General features: G+C 60.8%; 29 protein-coding genes. All 29 read right to left on the bottom strand.

Features of this window, described 5'->3' with window-relative positions; genetic code table 11:
* Window positions 1-49: 49 nt before the first annotated feature.
* Window positions 50-1381 carry an HlyD family secretion protein gene (locus B0G76_RS42235; protein ID WP_183082341.1) on the bottom strand — a complete coding sequence of 444 codons (1332 nt, stop codon included), beginning with the start codon at window positions 1379-1381 and terminating at the stop codon, window positions 50-52.
* Window positions 1382-1413: 32 nt separating this feature from the next.
* Window positions 1414-2343, bottom strand: a complete 930-nt coding sequence (locus tag B0G76_RS42230; RefSeq protein ID WP_183082340.1) for a type II CAAX prenyl endopeptidase Rce1 family protein — start codon at window positions 2341-2343, stop codon at window positions 1414-1416.
* Complete coding sequence (locus B0G76_RS42225) at window positions 2340-3392, bottom strand: CPBP family intramembrane glutamic endopeptidase (RefSeq protein ID WP_147394171.1); 1053 nt, start codon at window positions 3390-3392, stop codon at window positions 2340-2342. Before B0G76_RS42225 ends, B0G76_RS42230 begins: the two co-directional genes overlap by 4 nt.
* Window positions 3393-3461: 69 nt before the next feature.
* The gene (locus B0G76_RS42220; protein ID WP_120298620.1) at window positions 3462-3935 is read right to left on the bottom strand and encodes a hypothetical protein; all 474 of its coding nucleotides are present in this window, start codon (window positions 3933-3935) and stop codon (window positions 3462-3464) included.
* Between the two features lie 5 nt (window positions 3936-3940).
* Window positions 3941-6787, bottom strand: a complete 2847-nt coding sequence (locus tag B0G76_RS42215; RefSeq protein WP_120298619.1) for a PQQ-binding-like beta-propeller repeat protein — start codon at window positions 6785-6787, stop codon at window positions 3941-3943.
* 559 nt (window positions 6788-7346) lie between these two features.
* Window positions 7347-8723: a hypothetical protein gene (locus tag B0G76_RS42210; RefSeq protein ID WP_120298618.1), complete on the bottom strand. Its 1377-nt coding sequence runs from the start codon at window positions 8721-8723 to the stop codon at window positions 7347-7349.
* Window positions 8724-8725: 2 nt separating this feature from the next.
* On the bottom strand, window positions 8726-9082 hold the full coding sequence (locus B0G76_RS42205) for a hypothetical protein (RefSeq protein ID WP_259461011.1): 357 nt from the start codon (window positions 9080-9082) through the stop codon (window positions 8726-8728).
* Window positions 9083-9226: 144 nt separating this feature from the next.
* Complete coding sequence (locus B0G76_RS42200) at window positions 9227-9430, bottom strand: hypothetical protein (protein WP_147394170.1); 204 nt, start codon at window positions 9428-9430, stop codon at window positions 9227-9229.
* A complete protein-coding gene (locus tag B0G76_RS42195) occupies window positions 9417-9866 on the bottom strand; it encodes a hypothetical protein (RefSeq protein ID WP_259461010.1) in 450 nt (149 codons plus the stop codon). The genes B0G76_RS42200 and B0G76_RS42195 overlap by 14 nt, the downstream gene beginning before the upstream one ends.
* Window positions 9867-10082: 216 nt before the next feature.
* Window positions 10083-10406, bottom strand: coding sequence for a TrbM/KikA/MpfK family conjugal transfer protein (locus B0G76_RS42190; RefSeq protein ID WP_259461009.1), 324 nt, complete (start codon window positions 10404-10406; stop codon window positions 10083-10085).
* Window positions 10407-10432: 26 nt separating this feature from the next.
* Complete coding sequence (locus tag B0G76_RS42185) at window positions 10433-10876, bottom strand: hypothetical protein (protein WP_120298615.1); 444 nt, start codon at window positions 10874-10876, stop codon at window positions 10433-10435.
* Window positions 10876-11583, bottom strand: coding sequence for a StbB family protein (stbB, locus tag B0G76_RS42180; RefSeq protein ID WP_120298614.1), 708 nt, complete (start codon window positions 11581-11583; stop codon window positions 10876-10878). The genes B0G76_RS42185 and stbB overlap by 1 nt, the downstream gene beginning before the upstream one ends.
* A gap of 76 nt (window positions 11584-11659) precedes the next feature.
* On the bottom strand, window positions 11660-13396 hold the full coding sequence (locus B0G76_RS42175; RefSeq protein ID WP_120298613.1) for an LPD7 domain-containing protein: 1737 nt from the start codon (window positions 13394-13396) through the stop codon (window positions 11660-11662).
* Window positions 13393-15192, bottom strand: a complete 1800-nt coding sequence (locus B0G76_RS42170; protein WP_120298612.1) for a type IV secretory system conjugative DNA transfer family protein — start codon at window positions 15190-15192, stop codon at window positions 13393-13395. Before B0G76_RS42170 ends, B0G76_RS42175 begins: the two co-directional genes overlap by 4 nt.
* A 2-nt stretch (window positions 15193-15194) precedes the next feature.
* On the bottom strand, window positions 15195-15332 hold the full coding sequence (locus B0G76_RS43250; protein ID WP_183082339.1) for a hypothetical protein: 138 nt from the start codon (window positions 15330-15332) through the stop codon (window positions 15195-15197).
* 59 nt (window positions 15333-15391) lie between these two features.
* Window positions 15392-15754, bottom strand: coding sequence for a hypothetical protein (locus tag B0G76_RS42160; RefSeq protein ID WP_120298610.1), 363 nt, complete (start codon window positions 15752-15754; stop codon window positions 15392-15394).
* A 9-nt stretch (window positions 15755-15763) separates the two neighbouring features.
* On the bottom strand, window positions 15764-16324 hold the full coding sequence (locus tag B0G76_RS42155) for a hypothetical protein (protein WP_120298609.1): 561 nt from the start codon (window positions 16322-16324) through the stop codon (window positions 15764-15766).
* A gap of 25 nt (window positions 16325-16349) precedes the next feature.
* Complete coding sequence (locus B0G76_RS42150) at window positions 16350-16847, bottom strand: DUF3717 domain-containing protein (protein ID WP_120298608.1); 498 nt, start codon at window positions 16845-16847, stop codon at window positions 16350-16352.
* Between the two features lie 74 nt (window positions 16848-16921).
* A complete protein-coding gene (locus tag B0G76_RS42145) occupies window positions 16922-17218 on the bottom strand; it encodes a hypothetical protein (RefSeq protein ID WP_120298607.1) in 297 nt (98 codons plus the stop codon).
* On the bottom strand, window positions 17215-18252 hold the full coding sequence (virB11, locus tag B0G76_RS42140; RefSeq protein ID WP_120298606.1) for a P-type DNA transfer ATPase VirB11: 1038 nt from the start codon (window positions 18250-18252) through the stop codon (window positions 17215-17217). Before virB11 ends, B0G76_RS42145 begins: the two co-directional genes overlap by 4 nt.
* 59 nt (window positions 18253-18311) lie before the next feature.
* Window positions 18312-18986, bottom strand: a complete 675-nt coding sequence (locus B0G76_RS42135; protein WP_120298605.1) for a hypothetical protein — start codon at window positions 18984-18986, stop codon at window positions 18312-18314.
* 11 nt (window positions 18987-18997) lie between these two features.
* The gene (locus B0G76_RS42130; protein WP_120298604.1) at window positions 18998-20383 is read right to left on the bottom strand and encodes a TrbI/VirB10 family protein; all 1386 of its coding nucleotides are present in this window, start codon (window positions 20381-20383) and stop codon (window positions 18998-19000) included.
* An 18-nt stretch (window positions 20384-20401) separates the two neighbouring features.
* The gene (locus tag B0G76_RS42125; protein WP_409076792.1) at window positions 20402-21292 is read right to left on the bottom strand and encodes a TrbG/VirB9 family P-type conjugative transfer protein; all 891 of its coding nucleotides are present in this window, start codon (window positions 21290-21292) and stop codon (window positions 20402-20404) included.
* Between the two features lie 38 nt (window positions 21293-21330).
* Window positions 21331-22185: a type IV secretion system protein gene (locus B0G76_RS42120; protein WP_120298602.1), complete on the bottom strand. Its 855-nt coding sequence runs from the start codon at window positions 22183-22185 to the stop codon at window positions 21331-21333.
* 8 nt (window positions 22186-22193) lie between these two features.
* Window positions 22194-22340: a hypothetical protein gene (locus B0G76_RS43245; RefSeq protein ID WP_183082338.1), complete on the bottom strand. Its 147-nt coding sequence runs from the start codon at window positions 22338-22340 to the stop codon at window positions 22194-22196.
* Window positions 22337-22666 (bottom strand): hypothetical protein, encoded by a 330-nt coding sequence (locus B0G76_RS42115; RefSeq protein ID WP_120298601.1) that lies wholly within the window; start codon window positions 22664-22666, stop codon window positions 22337-22339. Before B0G76_RS42115 ends, B0G76_RS43245 begins: the two co-directional genes overlap by 4 nt.
* Window positions 22667-22896: 230 nt before the next feature.
* Window positions 22897-23760, bottom strand: coding sequence for a type IV secretion system protein (locus B0G76_RS42110; protein WP_259461008.1), 864 nt, complete (start codon window positions 23758-23760; stop codon window positions 22897-22899).
* A 74-nt stretch (window positions 23761-23834) separates the two neighbouring features.
* A complete protein-coding gene (locus tag B0G76_RS42105; protein WP_120298599.1) occupies window positions 23835-24080 on the bottom strand; it encodes a hypothetical protein in 246 nt (81 codons plus the stop codon).
* Entirely contained in the window at window positions 24070-24747 is a 678-nt protein-coding gene (locus B0G76_RS42100; protein ID WP_120298598.1) for a type IV secretion system protein, read from the bottom strand. Before B0G76_RS42100 ends, B0G76_RS42105 begins: the two co-directional genes overlap by 11 nt.
* Between the last annotated feature and the right edge of the window lie 12 nt (window positions 24748-24759).

The raw sequence follows: 24759 nt of genomic DNA, 5'->3' as shown, positions 1-24759 counted from the left end.
CAGGAAAGAAAAGGGAAAACGTTGACTGTGCTACTGACGTGATTCCGAATCACGGTGATCGCCGGGTCAGCGTGTAGAGCGGTTCCAGAACCCACTCATACAGCTTGCGCGTATCGAGCACCACGTCTGCATCGACGCGCATGCCGTCCTGCAACGGGACCGCCTCACCATAGGCATTGATGGTCTGCGAATCGAGCGCAACGGTAATCTGATAAAGATTTTCAGACCGGTTAGGATCATCGGTTTCCGTCGCTGCCTGTAGCTGTGCCGGACTCAACGCAGTGCGCGCGATCTGCGTAACCTTGCCCGCGTATGTACCGAATTTCTGATAAGGAAATGCCTCGTATCGCAACTCAACCGGCGCGCCGACTTTGACAAATCCAACCGCTTTGCTAGGGGCAAACAGCTTCACGTCAAGGCGTCCACCTTGCGGCAAAAGCGACATCAAGGGCGTTGACCCATTCACGGACTGACCAGGACGGGCGAGCAGCGCCGTTACCGTTCCCGCGATCTGCGCCGGGATGGTGATTTCCCTGTTCGATTCGTTGTCAGCAAGTTCGCCGTCAACCTGGAGCATCTGCCGCTGAATGGTTCCGAGTTGATTATGTTCGTCCAACGGCGCGTTCCGAAGATCGGCCTTCACTTGCGCCAGTTCCGCCTGAGCCGCCGTGCGTTGCCTACGCAGATCTTCGAGTTGCGCGCGACCGGTCAGCATCGTCTGCTCGTGCTGTTCGTATTCAGACTGCGATACAACATCGTCATGCCGCAGTTGTGCGAAACGGGCACTGTCGATTTCGGCCAACCTGCACCGCGCCTCTAGCGTGATAATTTCCGTATCCAGATGCTGCACCCCTGCGCTCAGTTCGATGGATTTCGCTTTGAGCATCGCTATGTTCTGTTCGAAAATGCTTTCTATGTGCCGGGAGTCGCTTTCGAGACTGGATCGCCTGGCGTTTAATTCCGCGCTTATCTGCTGCCTCGAATTTCCCGCTGCGCTTGTTCGTTCAGTTGATACCGCGAGCAGCGGCTGACCGACTTTGACGGCTTCGCCCTCGCTGACGAGCACACGGACCACGGTGCCGACCGTGGGCGCGAAAATCTCCGCTGCGCCGTTGTCAATCATGACTCGACCCTCTACTTCCTCTTTCCGCGTGTAGTCAGCGAAAATCAGAAACAGGACGATGCCGACCGCGATTCCAAAAAACACGAGGCTAGACGTGAGGTGCCGCATGGAACCGGTCAGCACGACCTCACCAAGCCACTGATGCTGACGATATTCGAGCGCAGCCGGACGGAACAGCAACGCGCGCTTACTTTTCTGGCGCGGCTGTTCCGCTTCTTCAGTCCCTTCGGCGTTGGGAGTGGTTGTGATATCGCTCATTGGGCGCGCCCCCAGGTTTCGCGTCATGAACTTCACAGGCGTTCGGGTTGAACAGCAATAGTGCTCGCCGTGCGCGTATCAGTCGGCGCGAACCATCCGCCTGTTTTTTGGAGAAACCAGTACATCAGCGCGAGGGGCAACGCACCTTTGATGACGGCGAGTGCAAACCAGTCGAACGTCGTTACCGTTGCGGAAGTCTGCATATGAGATAGCGGACCCGTTAAGAACAGTATCTGCAACGCCGCACATATGTTCATCATCGTGTGCGCACCGACCGCAAGCTCAAGACGCTGATCGCGCAAGCTCAGTGCAGAAAAGCCGAGTGAGGAAAACAACATCACCATTTTCAGTTGCAGGTTGTATTGCGTATGGTAGGCCGCGAACGCCACGGCCACGACTGCCACGACGACAAACGGCATGCGTATATATTGCCCAATGGTCTGCGTCAGCCATCCCCGGAAATACACTTCCTCTGCGAACGCGAGGAACGGAAAACTGATCAACGCACCTATTAGTTTGACAATCTGTTCGCCGTGAATTCCTTCGAAGTGACCGAACGGAAACATCCATGCGCCGTATCGCGCCGATGAGTAAAGCGCCATAGTTAAATATCCGATCACATTGACGGGCAGGTACAACGCAGCACCAAGCAGACAGCGCCGAAATCTGAACGTCAGATCAGCAGAAATCAGCGAGCGGAACCGGCGTCGCAGAACCTTTCTGCACGCGATCCAGAATCCGAAAACAGAGATAACCGGGTCCGTTGCAGCGTGCACGATAGTCTTGACTACATCCGCGATATGGTAATTTCTGAAGTAAAGGGAGCCGCCCGTGAGCAGCAGGACGCTCCAATTACAAATTATGCTCAGGAGTGCGATGATAAAGACGGTCAAAACAGCAGCGCGCCAGTCGGTTCGCCCTAACTTGGCTAGATCGATGAAGGAATAGGATTTTATTTTCATGAGCAATGCTCTGCTGAAACAGCATTTTCGATATGCGGTAGACTTTCGCCAACCGGCGCGAACCATCCTTTCGTCTTTTGCAGGAACCAGTACATCAGCGCGAAGGGCAGCGCACCTTTTATCAACGCGAAAACAATTGCATCCGGGATCAAGATATGCGTATTGGAATGTGAGCCCGTGAAAAACATCGGTGTCAGCGTCACCCAAATGTTCATCATTGAGTGCGCCCCGACCGCAAGCTCAAGCCGTCGATCCCGCAGACTCAAGGCGGAAAACCCAAGCGCACAAAAGAACATTTCAATCTTCACCGGCCATTTATACTGCGTGTGAAACATGGCGAACAAAACGGCCACTAATACCACGACTACGACCGGGATGCGAATATATTGCCCAATGGTCTGCGTCATCCAGCCACGCATATACAGTTCTTCTCCGAATGCGAGAAAGGCGATGCCGAGCAGCGTAATTAGTGCAAGTGACACTTTCAGAATCGGGTTTACATTCGGATCAGTCTTCGGAAGCTGGAAATGCCCAATCGGAGATGTCCATATATCGAAGCGCAGTCCAGCATACAGCCACATGGCCGCGACACCGACCATGAAGGCAAGCTGGTACAGTGCCGCGCCGAGCAAAAAGCGCCGGACACGGAACTTCAAATCGATTGAAATCAGGGAACGGAACGGGCGTCGCAGAGCAAATTTGCATGCGAGCCAGAATCCGAAAACGCCGACCGGACTTCCCGCGTCAAGAAGCAAAGAATTAAAGGCCGCAAGGATACTAAAATGTTCGAAATACAGTGACCGATATGCGGGCATTCCCGGAATGGGCAACAACAAAGCGCCGAGTGTGCTCACGGCGATGACGCAAGCAAGAATCAGAATAGTCAACGCTATCGCCTGCCAGTCGGTTCGGCCCAACTTTGCAAGATCGATGAAGGCATGCGGGAAATCTTTTTCTGGTTTCATTGAACACAGTTCGACTGAAACAACGTTTGTTTTATGCGGCAACGATGACGAAAACGGCGTCCAGTCGCGGGACCAGGCATCCACTATCGTTCATCGATCAGGCAACAAATTCGATTTATCGAGAATTCAAAGCCTGCACGTCAGGGATATTTCTTAGTGGTTGTGACCACCACCACCGCCGCCATATCCCACCCCACGCGCGACAGCGCCTGCGACATACCCGGCCACGAAACCAAGCGTGTGGCTTTGGAATGAACTAAGGTTTGCGCTTTCGGCTTGCCCCAAAGACAGACCTTGTTGCGCAGCTTCATAACCCGCCATTTCGGCATTACCTAGGTCCCCATCGATGCCAATTCCCTTACCGATGGCGTCTGCCAAAGCGGCAACCTGGCCTTCGGATGCACCGACCGCAGCATTGTCGGCGCTCTGGTAGCCTCCGTCTGCCAATGCGGTTGCGGCAGTGCACGTAGCTGACGCTTCGCCAGAATCGCCATCACCGTCACCATCGCCGTCCCCATCGCCATCGCCGTAACCGCCGCCGTCGCCATCACCATCTCCGTCCCCACCGCCGTCACCGTCACCGCCGGCTACGTACCGCAGCAAATCCAGATCATCAATCGTTTGCATCTGAACTACTCCTGAAAAAGCGGGTTGTGAGATACATCCACAATGGCACCCGCACTGCCATTGATTCTTGAATCCGCGCTCAGAATTGCGTCCGTCATGCCTCGCACTAGAAGCGGATTTGCTTCACCCTCGACCGCCCACGTCCAGCAAGGCGCAATTTCCCACGTCGCAGCCGGAAAATCCGGCAACGTTGCGATCAACGTTTCTGCGTCCATCCCACGTTGCATGTTCAGTGCAGGCAGAAATACCTGTGATTCGGCATCGTTCCGGCAGATCAGTGCATCGCGATCCATCCGAAAATGCCCGCGAAGGCGCGTGCGCTCACCTACGCTGCGGCCTTTGAATATCAGCGACAACAGAACGCGTTCTGCGCCGGTACGCTGACTGGCTACCGATTCCTTCAGGTCACTCACGTCCGCGTTCTGCATTCCGGCAACCGGTAAAAGAATCGTCGTGACTTTTGCATCGACGGCTTGACGGCGAGCGTCATTGGAGCCTGCGACAAGCGCATCGACGTACCGCGTAACGGCGAGCGCCGAAAGACGGTCTGCGAGTCCCGAATAGAAATCCTGCGATTCGGCCCGTCCCCCCGGGCTCAGCAGCCACGCCACGAAGCGCGTCAAATCAGCCTCGTCATATGGAAAAGGAGCGCCGTAGACGGGCCAGGACAGGTCTTCCGCCTGCCGTTCAACCGTGTGCCGGTAAAGCGTGTGCCCTTCCCACTGCGTGAACTTCGCATTGCGCAGCGCATGAAGATATTGGCCCTGCTCGTTGCTATATTCCGGCGAATTCGGCAGTGCGCCGCCGAGCTTCGCGCCCGCCGTGGCCCGTACAACGATCCCGAATTTTTCATGGTTCAGTTCTTCGAGCGTGGTTTGCTCAAGCGGACCAAACAGGCTGACGCTGACAATCGTCTCACGCAGTGAATCGATAGACAGATTTGCACAGGCTTTTGTCGTTGCGACGATGACCGACATTTCCGGCGACGAACCGGCTGCATCAAATGTCCACTGGCCGCCACGTCCGATCCGTTGCAAGGTCGTCTGGTTTCGCAGGCTGACAAAGACGCCACCATGCGGATACGCGCCGGTCAGACGATATCGTTCAGGATCAGGCAAAGGCGTGTGATTTATCACCGCATCGACGGTGAGGCGAGCAAGTTGCAGCGCCGTCACGTCAATCTGCGACTGACCATCTTCTGATTGTTCCCGCAGGACCGGTGGCATCACTGATATTCCATACAGGCGGTTTGCTATACTAACGACTATGAGCATGCGATTAACCGAATCGTATTCGACGGCGCTTGTGACGGCATCCGGCAGTTGAAACACCCCGGCCAGCGCAAAGGTTGCCGGGTCGATTGCGCGAACACGCCCGTTCGTGCTGCCGAACCATACCCAGGGCCCGATACGAGCAGGCGACGAAAATATCTTCGAGTGCGCGCCGATTTTCGCAATGCCTTCGCCGGTCGCGAGGTCAATCACATACAGATATTTGTCCGTCGATCCACACCAGGCGCGAGCGCCGTCAATCAGCGGCGTGGTGTAGACCGCATTTCCCGTCTGGATGCAGAATCTCAGTTCGCCGGTATCGAGACTCACGCCACGAATACCGCCATCGAAGGAACCAAACACGACCTGTCGGCGCTCAAGGTCTAGCGCAGGCGCATGCTTGATTGCGCCGTTCGTCTGGAATTGCCATCGAACCGCGCCGGTATGCGCATCGAGCGCCACTAATGCGCCGTCATTGGTGCCGCACAGCACTGCCGCAATATCTGCGACATAGAGCGGGGAGCCGTGGACATAGCAACGGGTCGGATATTCCCAAACCTTCTGACCGGACTTTGCATCGATGGCCGTTACGCCGCCAGCTCGTGTCGGACTGGCATATTCAACGCCGATGAACACGAGGCCCAAATCAGCCGCGTAGGCCGGTGATGATCCGATCCAGTCAGGCTCAACGTATCGCCATATTTCTCGCCCATTCTCTGCACACAGGGCGTACAGATTGCCGTCATAGCCGCCGAAGAAAACCCGATCATGCGTGACGTAAGGCGTGGACCAGATTCCTTTCGAGCGCCCTGCTTCGATTTTGAAGCTCCAACGCGTTTGACCGCTCGCCCCATCAACGCAGCGCATTTCCCCGGCATCCGTGCCGAAATAAATAAAGCCGTTTTGCGCACGCGGTGCCGACTTCGGCACGACATAATGATGATTCGCGGACTCTGTTTTAGCGACCCAGCGCGTGACGAATGAAAGCTGTGCTGCGTGGCTTTTAGGAACCGACAGCTTGAGTCCGAAATCCTCAAGGGCGTAAGCAGATTCGACCGTAACGCCGTGTCGCTTCTGCCATTCGGTTCCGGTGCGGGAACCGTAATCGATCACGCTCCAGACTTTCCAGATGGTGCGGCTAATTTCTTCGAGCACGACTCTCGATTGCTCAAGACTCGTGCCGCTATTGAAAATATCATCCACAAGCAGAACCGGCGCATCCGAAACGTCACCTTCAATGGCATTCATCCGGCCATAGCGCTTGCGCTCTTTGTGAATGATAAAGCCAGTGACGTTATATCCCTTTCGCGCGGCATTCATGAGAATCGCGGCCACAAGCGGTACAGCGGCCATTTCCATGCCGCCTACCTGAAACGGCAGTTGGTCCGCGTAGCGCGTCCAGAATAACTCAGCAAGCGTATCGAGCCCTTCCGATGAAAGCAGGATCGGTCGTAAATCAATCAGCCATGACAGGGATTTTCCGCTTGATGATACAAGCCGATGTTTAGGCGCGCGGAATACGCATTTCGATTCAATCAGGTCACGCAGCAAGCTCTGTCTGTTCTGGCTGAAGTCGTTCATGGATTTAGTATCGTTTGATTACTTCACTGTCTCCGCCACGATGCTACCGGCGCGCGAATTCGATAAGCTTTTCCGCATATTTGGGTTTTACCCTCCCGATTACTTTCTGTTATAATACGGAAAGCTTATCGAAGGAAATCCAATGCGCATGCCGCTTAAGATGCGATTTTCTGGATTCTGCCTTGTGTAAACGAAACCGGGTGTTAAATTTTTCTGAGTATGCGTCTTGAATTATTACCATTTATTACGGGGCATTTCGACTCGTAATTCTAGGAAATTCGTTGCGAAGTTTTAATTGGCGAATTATTTACGTCGCAGCAGGGCGAGTGAATAACTAAGGCACTCGCCCAAAGAAAAGGCCACCGTCACAGGTGGCTTTCTTTTTCGTGCATCGAGCGCCAGTCGTGTGCTACTGACGCCTGATTTCATAGTCATCGTTCAGCGTTTTGGGGTTTGAGGCGCAGTGGAACGGTTACGCAAAAAAACGGTGACTGTTCCACTGCACCTCAAACCCCATATATACGCCTTCATCCGGACACCTTGTCTCTGGCTTGAGGCATCAGTGCGTCCCTACCCGTTGCACACCGGCAAGATGGAGGATCTTCGCACCGACACGACGAAGGAACGCGTCGTCGCGTTCAGCCTGGCCGTCACCGTCCGATACCCGGTGTTCGATGAGGATGCCGCGGCGCTTCATGATCTCGTGCATGCGCGACTTGCGCTCCAGATATTCAGGCTCGTCTGCGCCCATCGTCTCGATGACGACGCGATGCAGCCGCGGCGCGGTGCCCGCCGCTTCAACCGTCCGGAATGTCGGCTCGAAGTCCGGCCGGCACCAGAGGCTCGGGTCGTCGAGCTGTCGAACCTCACGATCGAACAGCGGCTTGGCGAGCGTGACGTCGACGCCACGTTTCTTGACCCACTCCATGACGCTGAACAGCTGTTCGAGCGTACGGCGCTCGTAGCGGCTGTCCAGCGGCACCGGTCGCGCAAACGAATACGCATGCTGCGCGAATGCCTCCCGGAACCGGGCGATGCCCTCGCGATCGCGATCGACGACGGTGAGCGCCCAGTACGGCGGCTGCGTGAGGCCGTGGTCGCGGCCGCCGCCGCGGATGCCTTTAGCCGGCCGCACCCGGCATTCGCCCATGCGCGTTTTCTTGATCGCTGCGCCGTCGTGGATCTCGTCTGCAACGAACAGCAGCAGCGCGCTGCGCGCCTTTTTGTCGGGCCACGGCAGCGCGTCGATGGTGGCCATTTTTTCATTGAGGCTGGTCCACGGCTTGAAGTACAGCACCTGCCCCAGCGTCAGTTCCGGACTCATCGCCTCATCGGCCGCGTACGCTTCGAGGCGGTCCCACGAGCGGGTTGTTTCCTTCAGCGAATCCACGTGCGCGGTCGCGAAGCCCGCATCGTCCAGCAACGTGTGCAAGATGCGCCCCAGGCGCGGCAGGCGTCGCCCGTTGTCGGCGCGACCACCAGTTGAGCCGCCGGAGCCACCCGGGCGTGCAATCCCTTCGTGCAGATCGTCAAGATAGTCGAGTGCGTCGCCAACCGGCTTGAGCGGATTGTGCTGGCCCGGTGACGCTGGATCAGCGTCCGGCTCGCCGTCTTCGGGTTCCGGAGTCTGGCGGAACGAGGCCAGCGCACAGCGATGCTCGCCGTATCTGTGCATGCGCACGAAATGACGCGGTCCTTCATCACGCACACGGGCGGTCAGCCGTGGCTGTGTCTTTGCACCATGCCCGCAGTCGCATTCGAGCCACAGCCGGACGTGCCGACCGTCGTGCATCTCCTCGAGCACAGCCGCGACGAGCTCCACGTCGCCCGGCCGGACTTCCTGTCCCGCGCCGCAGAAGCCGCGAACTGCTGCGGCTTCTGCCGGATCAAGCTGCCGGCTGATCCTGTCGGGATGATCGCGATTGACGAGGCGCATGGTCAGCCTCGCGACGAATGGCGCGCGGCCATCGCGAGGCTGCGGACGCTGGCGAGTGACGCCTCATAGCCGCGCGGGGAACCTTGCTGCGTCCGGGTTACCGGCGGGATGGCCACGGTCGCCGGCGCATTGGTGTCTACAGCGGCACGCGACGGTGGGTCGGGTTCGAACGACAGCCGCTCAAAGCGGAGGATTCGCGATGAATGACTGTTCATGCGCACGAAACCGGCCTCGACCAGTGTGCAGAGCATGTCGTTGACCTGCGCCGTCGACGTATCGAAGCACTCGGCCAGCTCGCTTGCCCGATAGGTTCGACCCGCCTCCATCAGGTCGAGCAGTTTTCCGGAAGTGAGTTTCATCGTGTTCTCCTCCACATCGACGGGCAGTGTACTGCGGCCAGCGCTTGCAGACCATCGGGCGGTTCAGTGCTGCCGGCGCCGGTCTGATATTCCAGTTCGACTCCATCGGTCCACTCCAGCCGACGGACGACCGCTGGCCCCGCGTCAGCTGCCGCCGTCCCGTTTCTTCATCAGCGCGGCATGGTGGTTCATCGCGGCGGCGGCGCTGCTGAACGCGCCGAACTGCTCGCCGGCGCACAACAGCGTCCAGCGTGACTTGCCGTTGATGATCCGGTTGGTGATCGACCAGCCGCCCGGATAGACGAATTCATACGGACTGTTTTGCGTCCGGCCCTCATGCTCCATCATGACGGGCCACAAACAGTAGCGCGTCCGGATTGCCCGCGGCCGCAGCCTTGCGCACAAGATCAAGACCTTTCCCCTTCACCTGCGACGCCGTCAGGTTCCGGTCGAGCGTGACGAAGCGACCGGGATGCGCGCTGTTCATCAGGATCCGGCCCATGATGAACATTGCCGTCGGCTCGCCTGCGTCCGCCTCCTGTTGCAGCAGTCCCGGATAATCCTGCCGGAAGTGCGTCGTCAGCCAGGTTCCGGCGACGCGGTTGCCGGCGTTCATCGCGGACTCCATCGCTGGCCTCATCTCGCGGTTCTCAACCGACTGCGCCCACGTCTGGACCGGCCCGCGCGGATCGGTGCCGACCATCCAGAGAACGGCCAGCACGCCCGCGAAAATCCCCAGCAGCCTGAGGCTTCTGCGCACGGCAGGATCGGGGTTGAGCAGCAAGGCTGTGCATTCCGGCCAGTCGATTGAAGCGGCAGCCTGACGCCGGGCCAGGGTGAGTGGGAGCGCATTTGTCATTGCATGGTTCTCCTGTGGATGCTGTTGCGGCGGTTTCAACCGCGGCTTATGGATACCGGAAAAAAGCGCCGGTGACGCGAGAACGCCACCGGCGTGCGAATCCTGGCGGCCCGAGGGTGTCACCAGGCTGAGAGACTGGTTTCAAGGCCCGTTCTCGACGCTGCCGTATTTCGAATTGACAGAACTTTTCTGGTCGCCGCCAACCGATCGGCACTGGTTCAGGTAATCACCTCGTGCGTTCGAAGTGCCACTCAGATCGAAGTGCCCATGGTGATAGCGCACAATCGAAAAATAGTTGGCCTCGTACCCACTGCATTTCTGTCCACCGCTGCCGCCTGCCATCAACCCCGCAAGACAGAGCACCGCACCGCAGGCGTCTTCGTTGTCGTCGGCGTGCGCCGGCGTGCTGATGAGCGGGCCGACCAGAAGCGAGCCGGCCAGAAGCATTCCCAGAAGGGTTTTCATGGTGTGTCTTCCTTGCATCACGGCAATCAGTGCAACACCACGAACGCGCCGAGCGTCACGGCGGCCGATATCAGCGCGGTGCCGCCCATCCATACTGCGAGTTCGAACCGCGTGAGGGCCGACCGGTTGTTCCAGCCTTCCTCGCGCAGTACGTCCCTCAGCAACTGGCGGCTACGGCCATTCGCTTCGTCGTATTGCCGCAGCGAGATTTCACCGAGCAACTGGTCGCGGGCCTGCGCGAAACTGGCCGCCTGCGCAAGCACGTCGGCGCTCGATTCTGAAAACTGCTTCAGGAACTGTTCGTGGCGCGACGTAAAACGCAGCAGCGTCAGCTCGCCGTCATCCTTGAACTGTTTGCCGCTCGCCTCGAGCAGTTGTGACAGGTCTTTCACGTCGCGGCGCAGGAGCGACAGCTCGCCGAGCACCGCGCCGATCAGTTCTTCGCGGATCGAATCGTCTGGTGCGCCCATTACTGCACCAGTAGCCGGAAGGCATCGTCATGTTCTCGCGTCACGCGTGAAGCAAGCCGTTTGATTGCTACCATCTGGCGGATGCGAGCCCGTTCCTGCTCGGGGGTACCGTCTTCCAGTGCCTGAGCATTCCAGGCTACATAATCGATTGGATCATCGTTGACTTCACTGATTGTCTTGCCAACCGCTTTGATTTTTTCGTAGATCGGATTTTCGTATACGACCGCCGACGAATCGATCACAAACGTACTGGCTTTGCGATGCTGTTCGAACAACCGCGCGAATACCCTGGTTACATCCGACTTGCTGTCTACGAAGTTGAACAGCAGCCGGATCCGGCTCGCCGGAATGCCTAATTCGCCTAGCTGGTTAAGTGTCGCAATCGTGTCCAGTTGCTGTTTGAGAGCGGGTACGGTCGGAACAACGAATCTGTCGAAGTCTTCATGGGAGCCCTCATACCGCTGCATCAGCGAAATGTAGTCCTCGACATTTGATGCACCCACGTCGACCACGACGTTAGTGCGTGACATCATCCGTTCCTGCAGTTCGTCGAACTCTTTTCCACGCAGCGCGGCGGTCTCGGTTCCATCCGAGTTGATGGATTCGATGGAAATGACGTCCGCACCGTCAAGGCGCGGTGCGAGGAGATGGTGGGCAACGGTGCTTTTGCCGACGTTGCCCGAGAAATTGATTACGGCGATCTTCATGATGTCCTGCTCCTGTTGTTCGATTTGACGATGACGGTCGTGAAACGGGCGCGGCCTCCCGTAGCGATCTGCCGTTTTACGGTTCCATTTCGAGGGTCGGTCCGTCGTGTCCGGCGGTGTGTGGCTGCGGATCCTGTCCCGGCTCCCGCGACGCAGGTTGCGTCGCCTGCTGCGCGGCCTGGGCCAGCCCCCGCTGCTCGCGCTCGATCTGCTCACGCACCGCCTCGATCGTTGCCTCGCTGACCTGCGGAATCGGGACCTCCAGCGGCCGGTTAGCCGCGCGCGCCTCGGCCACGGCGCTTTCGAACTCCCCCATCAGCTTCTCCTGCTGCTGCTCGGGCAAGCCCCTGATCTCGTCACGCAGCACCTCGCGCGCGGCCTGCGCCTTGATGCGTTCGCGCGCCTCATCGAGCGTCTTCTGCTGTTCCTTCGAGTATTGCCAGTCTCCGTTCAGGAACCGCTCGCGCGCCTGATCGATCCGGCGGCGCTCGTCCACTTCGCGGCGCACGCTGGCCAGCGCCTCGCGCTGCTCGCGCGTGGGCAGACCCGGTACATCCGGCGAGGACACCAGCCATTCGTTGCGCCGGCTTTCCACCGACTTCGGGGCGAGTTCGTTACCCTTGTCGTCGAACTGACGCTGCTGCGCAGTGACCGTTTTGCTACCGCCCTTTTCCAGCTCGATCCGCTGACCGGGTTGCACACGGCTTTCGCCGATCGCGCGTTCGAGATCCAGTCCCCACACGGTGCGTTCACCGCCGGCCGTGCGCACGGTCGCGTAATAGCTCGCGTTCTGCTTCGGATCGTGATTGAACGGTGCACCGCCGTGCGCGACGAGTACGCCCGCAGTCACGCCAGCCGCAGACTGATCCAGCGACGGCGAAGCGGGTTGAGGGTCTGCCATGGACTGGTCCGGCTGCGGCTGCTGTTGCGACTGTTTATCAGCCCTCGGGCCCGTCTGCGTCGCGCCGCGGCCGGCATCCTGCGACGCCGGGACCGGACCTGCGACGGCACCGCTGGCGGGATCCGGCACGGGCTTTTCAGGGCCCGTCGCATCCTGCTTCTGGCCGGCAGCGGTTTCCAGCGAGTTCGTGCGGGCCCCCTCGCCGTCGTTCGATCTGTCTCCGGCGCCGATGCGCATCGCTTCGCGTGCGGCAGTCAGTGCGGCGCGATCTTGCGATGCGGGTTTGAAACCGCGCGTTGGCACGCCGGCAAGTTCGGCCGCAATCCACGCCTGCCGGCGGAATTCCTCGCTGCCCTTGAGCTGCAGTTCTCCCCAGTTTTTCGCTTTCGCGACCTCGACCATGTGCGCGATCACCTCGCGGTCCTCGCTGGCCGTGGACAGCGAGCGGCCCTTGTCCTCGAAGTGCACCGTCTCGCTCTTGCGATCGAGAAACTTGCCTTCGTGCGCGACATAGCGGTTACTGACCGACTTCGGCACGTCATAGCCGGTCTTCTCAAAAACCGGTTTCGGTCGGATGATGTTCGGCGGCTCCTCGCCCTTCTTCCCGAGTGGCTTGCCGGTGCCGGCGGCCGGCTTCACCGCCTCGTCGGTCGCTGTGTCGGTCGCGACGTTGGGTGCGGCGTCGCGCTTGAGCAGCTTCTCGACCTTCTCCCGATCGGCCGCGCGAATCTTCTTCAGGCGCTCTTCAGTCGCGTTATCGACCGGCGTGTCCGGATTGCCAGGCACGGCGCCCGCGTCCGGCTCGTTCGCCGGCGGCGTGACGCGCGCGCGGATGGTCGACGCATCATCGGCGTTGGCCGCATCGCGTTCGCGGTAATCGATCCGGTCGGCAGGAAATTCGATCTCGTTCATACAGTTGCTCCTTGCGGTTCAGGCTGGGGTTCAGATGCTGCGGTCTGCCCTGACACGGCGGCGGCCGCGGTTGCTGATTCGGGCAGGACTTCACGCAGATACGGCATCAACTGGAAAAGCGATGCGCGGATGCTGTGACGGTTGGCCAGATGAACAGGCGCGAGGACACCGATCTCGTGCTCGCGAACATCCCGGACATCTCGCGTCTGGCCGCCCGACTGCAGGGCCAACTCGGCGGCCGCTGCAGCCTGCTGTGCGCGGCGCGCCTCGTTCTGCGTCTGCCACCACTGTTCGACGTCGATCTTCGGCACGGGTGCGCACAGTTCGCGCGCGACGAACGCCGCGTGTTTCATTTGCGTTTCGTCAGGAAACTTCGGACCGAAACCGAACCAGGCGCGACGGCGGTTGGTCGTCTCCAGCTTCGCCATGACGCCCTGCAGGTAGGGGCTCTGTCGCACGAGCCGGTCGACGAGTTCGGCGTCTTCATAGAAAAACGCCTTCTCGCACAGGATCGGCTCGCAGCCCTCCATCGTGATGATCTGTTTGTTGTGCTTCAGCGCGCGCAACTCCTGCGGCAACATGAGAGGCCTGCCATGTTCCGAGTCGTTGGTACTGGTCGACGAACTGCGGCCGCGGCTACGGCTGCGCGAGCGCGCCATCAGCGTGAAGGTGCCCAGCATCTTCGAGTACTCTTCCGACTCCTTCACCGTGCGCGGCGCATAAAGGCTACGCATCTTGCAGTTGATCGCCAGCGTTTCGGCACCGTGCTTCCCGTACAGCTTCGGATCCTCGATCTGGGACATGCCCTGAAAGATCAGCATCAGCCGGAGGTTGTAGCCAGCAATGAACGGGTTGGCCGTATCGATGATGTCGATCTTGCCGGGCGCTGCAAACTCGTCCAGGATCAGCGCGCACTGGTATTTGAGCGCAGGATTTTCGGCAGGCAGTTCGCGCGTGTTCAGGTCGATCAGCTGCGAGAAAAAGAGGTTGATCAGCAGCGCGCCGGCCTTCAGGTCGCCTGGCTTGATGCCCACATAGATCGACATGCGCTTTCTGCGCACATCGGCCAGATCGAAGTCCGAACGGCTGGTTGCGGCGTCCACGACGGGATTGCTGAAAACGTTCAGCGGCGCGGTCATCGTCGACACGATGTTCGCGAAGGCCTCTTTCGACTGCGACAGGAAGCGGTTCAGCGCATCGAGACACTCGAAGGTGAGCGGCGGCAGGCCCTCAGTGCCCTGAGTCGCATGCGCTGCGTCGGCGCGCGTGCTGACGATCGACGAGATGTGTTCACGGATCGCCCGACCCTTGCCGGAGGCCTGCCGCAACACCTCGCCGAACGTGCACGGCAGCGAAGGCGTTTCCAGCAGATACAGCACGATGCCGATGAACAGGTTGCGCGCGTTGTCGTTCCAGTACTTCAGGCGCGCATCGACGTTGGACGGATACAGGTGTTCGCCGATCGTCATCACGTCACCTACACGGGTGTACGGCGCGCGGCGCTGGATGTATTCAAGCGGGTTATACGCGTGCGAGCGTCCGTCTTCGGAGAACGGCGCCCACAGGTAGGTCTCGTGACCACACGCCCGGCGGTAGCCTGACGTGTACAGGTAGTTCTCTTCCTTGATGTCCTCGACCACGACCGAATCGGGATAGGTGAGAAGATTCGGGATCACGAGCGAGGTGCCCTTGCCGGAGCGGGTGCCGGCGGCCGTCATCAGGAAATCCTGGCCGTAGTACTTCAGGTATTCGCCCTTGTGCTTGCCGACAATGAACGGTGGATACATGTGTGACATGCTTACTCCGCAAGTGCGATATGAAGGACTGCTGCAGCGGTGCTCACGGCAAACCTGCGGCGCCAGTCAGTCTCGAACTGGCGCTCACAGGCCGAATACCACCGGTCGATGTCGAGCGGCAGCACAGAAAGCTCGCTCATGCCGCGGCGCGTTGACGCATATAGAACGCACGCGGACTTCGGAAACGTTTCAGGCATCGTCATGGCTGTTTCTTCTCCAGAAGGCCGGCCTTCACGATGTCGCTGCGGGTCGCAAAACGGGCCTCGCCGAACTGCGCGAGGCGCTTGCGGCCCGAGACGAGCGCCATCGTGATCACAGCCACCGGCAGGGCGGTAATGACCACCGAGAGCAGCGTGCACACCCTGAGCGCGCGCACCACCACTGGTACATCGCCGTAGGCGTGCCAGTAGTCGTACAGCGTGAACAGGCCCGCGCTACCCTCAGGCAGCTTCTGCATCTTCGCGAAGAGCTGACCGCCGGCGAACTGGCCAAGGACCGCGAAGCCGCCCAGGATCAGCAGGAAGACCACGACAGGAATGAGGATGCGAAGCGGTTTTGGCATGGGTGGTCCTCAGTGGGTGGGCGTGTCGCTATCAATCTGGAATTCGGCGGCGTCAAAACCCACGACCGGCCTGGCCGGAAACCCGCCGGCCTGATCTGCTGCTGCGACCAGCACGTGCAGGCCTGCGGCCGTTTCGTCGTCGCAGTGCTCCAGGACGCGCTGCGCCGCGCGCAGGATCGGCATACGGGCGCGCAGGCGCTCGGCGCTCGCGTACACATGTCGGGCGAAGTTCGCTGGCTTGTCCGCGAGAAGCCTTTCCCGCACCGCACGATCGTCATCACCGAACGTGAACAGGAGCGGTGGCTGGCCGGTCTCGCCGACCGGCTGGCTGTTCTGCCAGGTTGTCTCCGGCGTCATGCGGTCCGCAAGATCGAGCAGGCGCAGCCCGAGTTCCTGCACCGCGCGTCGACGTACAGAGAAGTTAGCGGCGACACGACCGCCCGGTTTGCCGTTCGCCCTGGCCTCGCGCACCGCAAAGGTCACGTAGTCGGGATGATCCGGCGCGTAGCCGTTGCCACCCTCCACACAGATCCATTTGTCGCCGATGCGGAATCGGATCTCTGTCTTCATTGCCTGACCTCCACGGTTGGATTACTCATTGCTTCATTTGCCCCGTCAGCTTCAATGCTTCGACCCACGGAGCAACGTCGCCCGCCGTGAGCGTGGACACGGCCACGCCCAGGTCTGCCTCTGCTACGCCCCGCTGTCGCAAGGCGAGATACACCGCCTCAATCTCGCTCGCGTGGCTTGTCATGCGATCCAGCGTCAGCTGGAGCTGGACGGTACTGAGCGTGCCGGGCGGCGCCGCGATATTCGCGACGGCTTCCATGGCTTCGGTCAATCTGCGATGGCCGGTCATGAAATCTCCTTTCTCCATTGCCCTGGGATGGCTGATCGAAAGAACGCGCAGGGCGTCGCGCTGCGCATCGTCAAGCTCGGTGTCGGACACCACTGCACAGCCATGCACGATCACCGCGCCGTAAAGCCGGGCCAACGCCCGCGCTTCTACACTGGCGACAAACGCTTCGTCCGATGACGAACACCGGCGCCAGCTGTCGATCGCCGCTTCGACATCACTGATGCTGAACTTCATGCGCCCTCCGGCCTGGCAGAATGCAACCGCCCATCGAGCAGGCGGCTGCGCAGCAATGCATTTCATCGGTCCGCTCAATCGCAGTCTTTTCCATCACCCGCGTTGAGATCCGGCGACGCGAGCTGCCTATGCAAACGCATCGCATCGCGCACATTGTTGAAAGGGCCGTGAGACGCATTGCCGCGCGTGTGGCGGCACAGATCAACCGGTTCCCACAACAGGTAGCGCCACTCGTCGCAGACTGAGTACCGCGCGATCGTCCAGCCCGACGGATGGACCAGGGCGAACTCGCCGGACGGCCGCCATTTGCATAGTCCGGGATCGTCGGCGGCCGCCACAGCGGTCACCTCCGTGAAGTCCATGGCGCTCATGAGACGCACCCGAGCAGTTGCGCCTTGCCGATCGGGTCGTACCAGATCTCGGTGAGCCGCTTGTCGCGCATGAAAAGGACAAGATCAACCGTGACGCGCACCTGTTCCATGATGAATTGCCAGTCGAGCGTCTGGCCCACCACGCTCTGCTTGATGAGTGTGGCGATGCGCGAGTGCGCCGAGCGGGCATCGTTGCAGTGGACGGTCGTGATGCCGCCAGGCGTGCCGGTGTTGAGCAGCGTCATGTAGTCCCACGTCTCGTCGCCGCGCAGTTCGGCGAGAAACACCCGATCGAACCTCATGCGCAGCGTCGACCTGACAAGTTCCTTTGCGGGCAGCGCGTCGCTGAAAAACAGGTGCACATGGTTCGGGTGATTCGGCAGCGACAGCTCCGGCGTGTCCTCGATCGTGCCGATCCGCTCATCGGACGGCACGAGGTCCGAGAGCGCCTTGTTCAGCGTGGTCTTGCCGGAGCCGGTGCCGCCGGCGAGCGCGATGTTCAGACGGTTCGCGACAGCGAGCTCGAGCATGCGCGTGACATTGCGCTGACTCTTCGCTTCCAGCATCCCGAGTTCGAACGGCTGCAGATCGAGTGTCGCCGACATGTCGCGACGCGGCGAGACGTCGCGATAGCCCTCGAACCAGCCGTTGCGTTCATACTCGGCGACGGAAAAGCGCACGTTCGACGGAATGCGGATCGTGATGGAAATCGTGTCCTGCTCGCAGGCCGGCTGCATCAGCACGTGCCCGCGCTGGCCATCGGGCAGCACCACCGGATGAATCGGCTCTTTCGTCGAGAACTTGCCGCCCTTCATCACGGTCAGCGCGTTGGCAAGCTTGAAGCACGCATCGAGCGTGCACGCGGACGCGTCATGCCGCCTCCAGCCGCCGCTGCCCTGCGTCCAGATTTCGCCGGGCCGGTTGATGGCCACCTCGGTCAGGCTTCCGTCGAAGAAGTTGGCGATGCCCATCTGTTTCAGAAAGCTGCGGGCGATTGTGCCTTTCTCGATCACGTCAATAACAGCGGCGCTCATCTGTATTCCTTTGCAGTAGGTAGACATACCCGGTCGCTGACCGGACGGTAGTCGCGCGGTCAGCGATGCGTGACGGCGCCGCCCTGCGGCTCGATCTGCACGGACACGCGGTATGGCCGCCGGTCGTCCGGGACGCTGCTGGCCAGGTCGCGGAGCGTTTGCGCTGGCGACGTGGACACCACGGTTGCACTCAGGGGCGCGGCCGGCCGGGTCGATTTCCAGGCCGCCCCGCCGATTGCCACGGCTACGCACAGACCCGCTGCAAGCAGGACGCTAAATGTGCGCGGCGCATGGCGCCCGCGAACTGGTATGAATGCGGAGAACTGACTGTTAGTTGCGTCAGATTCCATCACATGACCGGCGACGTGACTGACCGGCTCACCGGGCAGCGGCAAGGCGCTGTCGCCCCATTCCGAGATCGTCAGCCCGATACGAGCCCCGACATTGCGCAACAGGTTGCGACGCAACGACGTGGACATGTCCTCAATCCGGCAGCCGTCGAGCGTCAGGCAGTCGTCGAACGCGTGCTCGTCGGCGATCCGGCGCAGCGGTAACGCGTCCCATGCGCCGGCCGGTAGCGAACGCGCACGCCGGGCATCCACCCGTTCGGCCAGTTGCCGGACCGTGTTGCCATGGAAGCAGAAACGCAGCGCGGCGCGCAGCTTCGTTTCGAACATGTCGCGCTCGAGACCATGTAATGGAAAGTCCTCCGGAAAGGTAATTTTCAGATTCATGAGCCTGTTCCTCATTGCTGTGCGTCGGTGCCGACCGGATTGCCCTGCGCCGGGTTACCCTGCGCATCGACGTTCTCGTACACGCCACTCAGATCGATGTCGCGTGCCACGAAGATATTGATCACCGAGCCCTGGTTCGAATACGCCGTCGGCGGGATGTTGATCGTGTTGCGCAGCGTCTCGGCCGCGACGTCCTGCGTCGCGTTGGAGCTGTTCGAGAACGTGATCGTCTGGCCGGAGCCGGTCGCCTTGTTGGCCAGCGCCTGGCCGAAGTCGCCAATCAGGCTCACCATCAGTGCCCCCTTGAAGCGCTGCCAGAAGTGCTCGTCGACGTAGGCTGGGATGCCGGCCGCGCCGAGCGGATCGGTCGCCGGCGAATTCAGCGGAATATGCACGTCGCCGTCGTCGATCTCGTCCCAGATCGCGCCGATCACGCCCTGCCCCTGCAGCACTGCGTCGCGCTGCTCGCCCTTGGCCATCGCGCCCTTGCGCACGAGCAGCGTCGTGCCGTCGTCGGACCACACGTCCTGAGCGATCGGGCATCCGATCAGGCCCGGCCGGTCGGTGCGGATCGCCGTCGCCTGACCGCACCGGATGATCGTGTTGCGGCTGAGCAGGTAGTGCCGGTTCGGCCGGAACGAGGCCTGCATCGGCTGCAGCTTCGATGGCTGCAACGACTGGTCGATGGACGACCCCTTGCTGTCGCCCGCGTCCGTCCTGCTGGTCGGGCCGGATGCACCGCCTGCACTGGAACCATGCAGCGCCGAGAAGCCCATCGACTTCGCGAGACCCGCCAGCCCACCCGCGTCATGGCCGCCCGCTCCCGCGTTGCCCGCCGGGTTGCCCTCGCTGTCACCGGTGGTTTCATTCGAGGCCACCGGACCATCTTCGCTCCGGCCCGCCCCGTTGCTCCCGTTCGAGACGAGCACGCTGCCCTGCAGGCGGCGCTCGGCCGGCGTGAGCGGCCGTGGCTGGTTGCTCACCGCCACTGCCTGTCCATTCGTTGCGCCGCCCGTCTGCGACGCCGCACCGGACGGCGTCGCGAGACGGGAATTCGCCGCAGCCGCAGCCTCCGACGCTGCACGGGCCTGATCAGCCTCCGCTTTCTTGATCCGGTCCTTCTGCGTCTCCAGATCTGCGCCGGCGTCACTCGCGCCACTGTCTTTCGGCTTGTTGAGCGCGGCCTGCTTCGCATCCTGATGCTGCTGGAAGAGGCGCTGCAGATAGATCGTGACGCCCGACGCACCCAGCGCGATCACGGCCAGCGCGACCAGCACCAGACGCAGCTTGCCCACGCGCGTCTTCCGGCGCCCCGGCAGGTCAAGCGAGGGCTGCGGGCCGACGTCGGCCGGGGCGGCCCGACGCGCCGCATGTTCGATTTCGTTTCGTTCAGTCATGCCCTGTTCGCTCCCTGATCAGTTCGCCGATGCATCGGCATGGTCGCGCTCGATGCGCGCGCTGCCCGGCACCGACGAGCCCGCACGGTTGTAATGCCCATCAGGCGAATAGCTGTCATTGCGGATCCCCAGCACCGACTGGCCGAAGCGGATGACAAACGACTTCGACACCTCGTGCACGACGACCGTATCGCCTTCCATGTGGAAGTTCGCGGTCGCCTCGCCGCCGTCCGGCAGCTTCGTGAAGATCGTCGGCAGGTCGCGCGCGGTCGCATACTTGAAGTACGTAAAGCGGCCGTCGTCCCAGAGCGCCGTCGGCGCGAGTGCGCGATCGCCGCGCATCATGTACTGCATGTTCGCGGCCGAAGCCGATGTCACCGCTTGGGCAGCAGCTGCCTGCACCGCATTCGTCCCTGCCGCGAGCGACGCCGGCACAGCCGGACCGTTGCCCTGCTGATTGATCTGTTGACCGCCGAGCGCCGCGCTGACTGCCGCCTGCCGGCGCTGCTGCGCCGCAGTCAGCTTCGCTTTCGTGTCCGGATAGTCGAATCGCAGCATCCAGGTCGCTGGCTGGGCGGCCGACACGTCGGCAAGCGAGAGCGAATACGTGCGCCGGTTAGTGACGAGTACAAGATTGGTTTCCGGCTGCAACGCACCCGGCTTGAGCAGCGCCCCGCTATCGTTGATGGCCACGTGCCATGCCTTGCCGTCTCCGATGCCTTCACCGCTGTCGATGATGTGTTCGCCCGGTTCGAACTGGATCATCACTACGCGGCCCGGCATGGTTGCGACGCGATACGCCTGGTTGGGGTCGTAGGTGGCGCACTGGATGTGCGGATCCGAACCGCAACTGCGTGGTGTCTCGAGTGCCCTTACATTCGACGATATGAAGGCGAGCCCCGCAGCCATGGCCACCACGCCGGGAGGCAGGCGAAAGAATCCGGTGTTCATGATGCGTTCCCCGCTGCCGGCGTCGACGAAGAGGGCGCGTCGGCGGGTGCACGCGTCCAGTCGCGCGTGACCTCGTAGCTCGTGCAGCGAAAGCCGTCCGGATCGATGTCCTGCTGATCTTTTTTCTCCGGCACATCCACGCGCTCGAACGCCACCGTCGCAATCCACCAGGTCGGATCAGGACGCTTCACCGCGGGGTTCAGCGGAATCAGCTGCCGCGAGCAAAATACCTGCGCGGTCGAGCCGACGAACGTGATCGAGCCGACGCGCGCAAGCACGCGAGCCTGATCCTTCAGCAGCTTGAGCGGCCCGGTCGGCCCCTGCAGGAACGTGTCGTAGATTTCCTTCTCGTGGTCATCGCTCATGAACATGACGGCCGCATGCGTGTCGGAGATCGTCTCCCAGTCGTAGCCTTCGCGCATTTCGACGTAGCGGCGCAGATCCGCGCGATCGGTCTTCTCGGTGAAGGTCACGTGACCGGTGGCCGTCGTGGGCAACACATCCACGTTGCCGTTCGTATCATTCACGCGCAGAACGGCAGGTGGATTCGGCCGCTTTAGGAGTCCTAAAACCCCCATACCAAAAACGGCCGCGAGCGCCACACCCCCGGACAGCAGCGAGCGCCGGTCGGCGATCCGCGCCTTCTCCTCGGCCGCCTCGACTTTCGACCTCTCGAAGGCCTGTGCCTGCTTCAGATACCACGCGACAGCATCACGCTCGCCTGCGTCAATGCCGCTCGCGAGAGAGCCGACGTGCCCCGCTGCCTGCACGGCCAGCGGTGTTTCCCCGCCTTTGCGGCGCTTGCGCGCCTGTGATCCACCCGCGAACCATTGTCTGATGGTAGATGTCATCGTGTTCCTCACTTCGATTGGGTACGCACAGCCTGTTGCTGCGCCGCGAGCTGGTTGACCGGCACCCATTGGCCCGTCGGCTCGGGAGGTTTTGGAGGTGAACTGCACGCCTGCAACGAGAGAATGAGCAAGGCCACCGCGAGTGCAGTTTTCATGACTGGCGGCCTTTCGTGCGTCGCACCGCACGACGGACTTCACCAGCCAGTTCCCACGCGCCGGCCGCGATCGCGGCCCCGATGCCCGGAATCTGCAGCGCCAGAAAGAGCAGCACGATGCAGATGCATGCCAATGCCCAGTCCTCGGTGGGCAACGCCGACAGAATGCGGTGTAATTCTGGTTTGAATGGCGCGAGGATCTGCCGCGCGGTAGCTGTAAGCAGCGCAATCAAGCCGGCGTAGACAACGAGTCCCAGAATTGTTCGAGCGGCGATCGCCCGCGCTGGCACACGTCGGGTTACTGTCTTGCTGTTCATGTGATGCATTTTTTTCTCCTTTGCTGTCTGGATGGACTGGTCGCCGCCCGACGGTTACCATATTTCGTTTGCAGGTTGATCCCGCGCGGCGCGCGTTACATTCCATCTTCTTCATGAAGGTGGTCCCACGGGTCAATGTATAAGCTCGATGGAGAGGATCAGTCCCACCGTGCAGATCACCACCGCAGCCAGCCACCACCGTCCGAGCCTGATCAGAAAACGTTTCATCCGGTTCTCCTTTATTGAGGACTCAGGCTACCGCCAGAGGGCTTGGCGCCGTGGCCGCCAGCCTTTGCGAGGGCCCCAAGCATCTTGCCGGCCGTGCCGAGCTTGCCCACCATGGTGGAGATCCCAACACCACCGGCGAGCGACGACGCCAGTCCGGGCAGGTTGAGCGCGATGATCCAGAAGGAAATCCCCATAATGTCGAGCTCAAAGACCTCCGCTATGGTTGGCATCGCACCACCCGACGGTATGAAGCCCATCGCGAAATTGACCTCCAGCGCGCACGACGCCGCGAACAGTGTGACGAGAAAGACGTAGTTCATGCACTGCCCCACCCAGTTCCAGAAGAACTGCCGTGCTGGTGGAAAGAGCGCAGCCGAGATGAACAGCGGTCCGAGAGCAAGCAGGATCCCCAGCGCGAATTTGGCCAGAATCAGGTAAGCGATCGCGATAGCCATGAAGGGCGTACCGAAAATGAACATCAGGCAAACGACCCACAGCGCCTCGAACACTTTCAGCCCGTGCGCGTTGTTGAAAATTGCCTGCGCGGAATTCAGGTAGGCATCCAGCAGGTTGTCGAGCCCGGACACCGTGTTGCTTCCGTTTGTCACCGCTGCGGAAAGCTGCTCTCCCAGCCCATTGAAAAACGGCACGACGTACTCGCTGTAAAACTGGATGTTCATTCCGCACGTCAGGATGAACGCCCACGTCGCCATTCGCATCAGAAAGTCGTTGATCGGCTCATCGTTGCGGCCCTGCCAGTAGGACCACAAGATGAGCAGTACATAAATACTGAAGCACGCGGCCATCAGCGGAGAGATCAGCGCAATCATCCGCGTCGACCCGGTGGTGATCGTGTTCACCACGTTCTGATCCATGTAGCTCGTCATTGACGAAAACAGATGAGTATTTATCACGATGACCTCACATTCAGGGTTGTGGCGGCCGACACTTATTTCAGGCCGGCGGCGCTAGCTTCCGCGTCATCGCTCGCAGCATGTTCCGACAATTCCTTTTGCTTCGCTGCATATTGCTGCGGGGTCATGCCTGCGAGGGCGGCATCGAACTTCAGGTCCTGCTGCTGCTGTTGCTCTTCCTGCACGTTGTGCTGGTGACGGTCCCAGGCGAGGTAACCAAGATAGCCCGCGATCACGACCAGCAAAGCGATGATTGAGCCGAGAAGTGTCTTATTGACCATTGTTTTTCCCCATGAGAGCGTTATCGAATTCCCGGTCGCGCTGCTCTTCAGCAAGCTTGAGTTCGGTCTGCTGCAGTTGCGCGGTGAGCTGCATACGCGTCTGCTCGTTGGTAACCATTGCCTCTTCGGCCGCCATCCGGTTCTGCAGATCCGCCTTCTGCGCCGGGTCCTGCGTCGCGTTGGACAACTGCATCAGTTGCTTGATGTTATTCAGCCGCGCCGTCGTCGCGCTGTACGCCTGCTCGTTCATCGCCTTGTTGGCCGCGAGCGTGTCGTAATAGCGTTGCTGGCCGGGCGTGCTCGCGTCCGTCATGCCCTCCTGCTGTTCGATAGTGCGCATCGACGAACTGATGCCTGATAGGCTGCCGTTCTTCGCCTGGTCGTAAATGTTCTGCCACTGCTCCGGCAAATAGTTACGCAGCGATGCGTCGTTCATGATGTTGCCGAAACTGCTGTTGCCGGTCAGCGCCTGATACTGGGCCTCCTGATTCTGGATCTGCTGAAACAGCTGCTGGACCTGCACCATCTGCTGCGCGAGTTCGGCGGGCGAAATCGTCGGCACACCCTGCGCATGAACGGCACTCGCGGCGCACAGCGCGAACGTAGCGGCCACCACACGGCCTGCCCGGAGCAGGCGCACGATCGGCCTGACACGGTTGACGTTCATTTCATTCCTCCA

The organism is Paraburkholderia sp. BL23I1N1, from assembly GCF_003610295.1.
Lineage (GTDB): Bacteria > Pseudomonadota > Gammaproteobacteria > Burkholderiales > Burkholderiaceae > Paraburkholderia.
Note: the sequence above shows the minus strand (reverse complement) of the source record. Positions and strands in the feature narration are given on the sequence as shown.